This is a genomic window from uncultured Roseibium sp., assembly GCF_947499295.1.
GTDB lineage: Bacteria > Pseudomonadota > Alphaproteobacteria > Rhizobiales > Stappiaceae > Roseibium.
This window is the reverse complement of sequence record NZ_CANMNP010000066.1, coordinates 1-3,672: the sequence shown is the minus strand read 5'-3', so window position 1 is coordinate 3,672 and position 3,672 is coordinate 1. Positions and strand designations below refer to the sequence as shown.

Annotated in this window: 3 protein-coding genes and 1 pseudogene; 3 read left to right on the top strand and 1 reads right to left on the bottom strand. The window is 53.5% G+C overall.

The window, feature by feature from the left end; all coding sequences use genetic code 11:
• Positions 1-459 precede the first annotated feature (459 nt).
• Entirely contained in the window at positions 460-1,815 is a 1,356-nt protein-coding gene (repC, locus tag Q0835_RS29450) for a plasmid replication protein RepC (RefSeq protein WP_298966974.1), read from the top strand.
• Between the two features lie 30 nt (positions 1,816-1,845).
• Complete coding sequence (locus tag Q0835_RS29445) at positions 1,846-2,151, top strand: RNA polymerase subunit sigma-54 (RefSeq protein ID WP_298966971.1); 306 nt, start codon at positions 1,846-1,848, stop codon at positions 2,149-2,151.
• A gap of 178 nt (positions 2,152-2,329) precedes the next feature.
• On the opposite strand, the pseudogene Q0835_RS29440 reads toward Q0835_RS29445, so the two are convergent.
• Positions 2,330-2,546, bottom strand: a pseudogene (locus Q0835_RS29440) (IS5/IS1182 family transposase); the annotation flags it as partial.
• A 200-nt stretch (positions 2,547-2,746) separates the two neighbouring features.
• On the opposite strand from Q0835_RS29440, the gene Q0835_RS29435 reads away from it, so the two are divergent.
• On the top strand, positions 2,747-3,232 hold the full coding sequence (locus Q0835_RS29435) for a hypothetical protein (RefSeq protein ID WP_298966969.1): 486 nt from the start codon (positions 2,747-2,749) through the stop codon (positions 3,230-3,232).
• The last annotated feature ends 440 nt before the right edge of the window (positions 3,233-3,672 follow it).

Sequence of the window (3,672 nt, the reverse complement as noted above, 5' to 3'; positions counted from 1 at the left end):
GAAAGGCATTCAACAAACTTCTGAAGACACTCAACGAAGAGCACGTAGGCACGCAAACCCATTTATGCAACAAGGCCGATGCTAAGCATTCGCATCATGGCCGGATCAACTAAGGCAATGCTTGGGCGGTTTCCACATGACATTGCGTCAATCCGGTGAATCAAGTCTATTCAACCTTGCCTCGTAACTTTAACAAGGCACAATTTACGGTCATATGATTCGGATCGTAACGACCTCAGCAAGGGCTACGGCCCAGGACCCAAGTACGCATCACTACATATCAAAGGAAAGGAGTAAAGAGACCCAGAAACACAAAACCCGTCATCGGAACGAACCGACAACGGGGTGTGCTGTAAAAACAGACCGCATACCTTCTCTATAGTGCTTCCCCCACATCGCTGTCAATCCTGAACGCCGTTTTGGTGAACGGATTTTTGTTGCCTGGTCTCAGTCAAGAACATGGGCCAAGACAAACCGTTTTCACCGCGCGAGAGCGCGAACCCTTCTGCTCGTCCGCATATCGCCAGTTTCCGGAAACTATCGGACGGGATCCTCGCCAGCGCCGCATTGGCGGCCCACGATGACCGGCCGGAAATCGCCAAGGCCGAGCTCGCCCGCACCTTAAAGCGCGCAGCCCCTGCCCTTGGCATCCGGCGCACGGCCTATCAGATCCTCGATATTCTTTTGGGCCTGGTCCGACCGGAAGACTTTGCCCCTGGTAAGCGTCCAGTGGTCGCGATCTCCAACGAGCGCCTGATGCAATACACCGGCGCTTCCATCAAGACCGTCTCGCGATGTCTCAAATTGCTAGTCGAAGCCGGGATCCTTGCCTATCGCGACAGTCCAACCGGCCGGCGTTATGTCTACCGGAAACACGATGGCACACCAGATGAGGCTTACGGGCTGGATTTTACGCCCGCCTGTTTCAATCTCGACGCCTTTGCCGTCCTGGCCGACGAATACCGGGATGCGCTCAACCGGGAGCGCAACGCGAAACGTGCTGTCACACGGCTCTCCCGGGCCATCATCGATCTGGTGGAAGCCGCCGGGCCGGACCATTCCGACTATGCCACGTATGCTGAGAAGCTGGTGGTCGAGCTGCGGCACGATCCGGAAGCCTGCGCTGAGTGGCTTCAGGCGCTCTATGACGATGTCCTGGCCGTTGTGGAAAACCAGCGCCAGGAGAAGACTAAAGAGCCCTCAAAAAAGGCGGAAATGTTCCCCGCGGGCGGTCAAAAAGGCCCCCGCTTATATAATACAACCCAATCACCTTCTGTATTTTCTCGTAACAAACGGACTTGCTCTAACGAGCAAGAAATTAATCTTCAAACTGACAACGGCTCCGCCGTTGAAATGGCTCTTGAAAAAAAGCCTTGCGGAGCCGGTAGCCAAACACAACATCAAAAAGAACAAGTGGACACGGTGGAAACCGGTTATATGAGGGCAGGTTTTGGCGAACAGCGTACCCAATTGGATGGGGGCAACCTCGAAGGTGTTTCTATCGGGCTAATCCAGTCCGCTTGTTCTCTGGCGCAAACCGAAACGAACGCCCAGTTCAAATCCTGGACCGATTTATGTGCCGCGGCCGGCGACCTGCGGCTCCTCATCGGCCTCAGCGAAGCCGGTTATACCCAGGCCGTGTTGCGACACGGAAAACACCTGCCGGCCGCCTGTCTGGCCGTTGTCGCTGAAAAGGCCCTGCGCGATCCCAAATTGATCGCATCGCCGGGGGGATACTTCCGCGCCATGATCGACAGGGCGTCGGAGCACAAGCTAAACCTCAAGAAATCCCTCTTTGGCCTCGCACATTCCTGAAACCTCACCGAAACTGAAAGGATGCCCCTCATGAACGCTGCCGGCACGATCACCGAGATGGAGCTTCCGGAAATCTCCGCCGCCAGGGCGATCCTCGCGGCCCTCAACCACATTCTTGGTGAACACAGCCAGAAGACCGTCACAAGCCAGCAGGTCGTCAACGAACTCCTGCCAGGCGCTGCCTCGTTACGAAACTGGTTCCTCTATCTCATCGATGAGGCCGCCGTGAACGATAGCGACGACGAAGCGCGTATCGAAACCATCCAAAAGGCCCTGGGCTTCCAGCCGAAACATTTTGAGCGCGGATGCAATATCGCCCTGTCGATCGTTGCATAGGTGGCGAGAGGCCCGGAGAAAGTCGTCACAAACGCGCTCATATCGCACCAAAGGTTGCCGTTAGTATCTCGACAGATTCCCTCGACAGCGGACCGCAAAGTCTCAAGAAAGCAGACGATCGACATCCTGTTTCCATTGCTTGATCAAAAGCGCGCAACTCGTTCGCCCTGAACAATTGCTAAGCGTATGATGTGGCAAGCGCGGGAAGAGGTTTTGGAGTATCCAATTTTGCCATTTTTGGAAGAAGCGCTTGCAGCATGCAGGCAAACCAAAGCGCGAGGGTTGCCAGCGGCCACGAGCAAGGCATTGATGGCGTCGCCAACATGGCCGAGAGGGAAATTCCGGTCCAGTCTCCCATCGGTTTTTATGTGACCGATTGTGGCCTCGATATGACTAATGGTAGCTCGGTGGACGCGGAACAGGCGGCTGACACTTGTGAGTGCGAATTTCGGCCATAGCCGGAATATTCCACACATGATCTTCAAAACAGGGGCCAGTTCAGCCAAATTGGGCGCTAGCTGAAACTGTTTCACTCGATTGTGTCAGTTGGAGCGTATGGTACATTTGCGAGGCTCATGTCAAAGGGACACGCAAAATGACTGATCGAAAGATTGCGGCCAGGATAGACGCAGCCGTTCTGGATTTCGAACGTCAGGGATTGTTTGGCGGACAGCTGGTTGAGGCAATGATTTCGCATCTTCCCGACCTTCAAGGTCTTTGGGATCGCGTCAGCGAGCGGGAGTTGCATGATCTGTGCTTGTCCTATCCGGGTTTTTACCGGTTCGCCGCTTTGATGGAAGACTTTTCTGCTCAAGACCAGGCCATGCGATCAAGCGGCACCCATCCCTATCAGCACCTAGATGCTCTCAAAGAGCCGTTCCGCAGCGAGGTCAACCGCCTCTTGCTGCTTGCGAACGATCTTGCTGCGGTATCTGGTGAAGGCAAAAAACACCCGCTTCTGATTGACCTTTGGAGAGAGGATGTTAAACGGCTGCTTTCTGGCGATTTTGCGGGTCCGATGGACAAGGGGGCCGTTGAAATTTTAACTGCAACATTTGGTGCGATAGAAGCGCGGTTGTAGTTCCTGCAACACGATCACTTCAAATTCAAGCAAAGAAGAAAACAATAAACGAACTAGCTCACCAAGCCGTTGATAGACCGTTAGGCCAGTACAGCTTATAAGTGCTTTGAACCCGAAATCCAGAGTCTTCAACATTCACGTTCTGCCCGCAAGCAAGCAGGAGACACTGGCATCCCCACAAAATGCCAGATTGGTTTTCGGGTTCACATCCTGCACATTCGGGCATCTTGGGCTTATTCAACTCATTGCATTTGGTCATAAATGCAGCCTAGATAAAATTACTAATTGAAAATATCTCCTTTTGGTTGATACTTGGTTGTATCAACCATCTATAATATACAGAGCCTTTAGCATGGCCTTGTTGCACCTTTTTGCAGCGGTCGTGTTTCGGGTGAACTCGCCCCTTTCCCCAAGTAACTATGCGACACGTTTGAAGACCG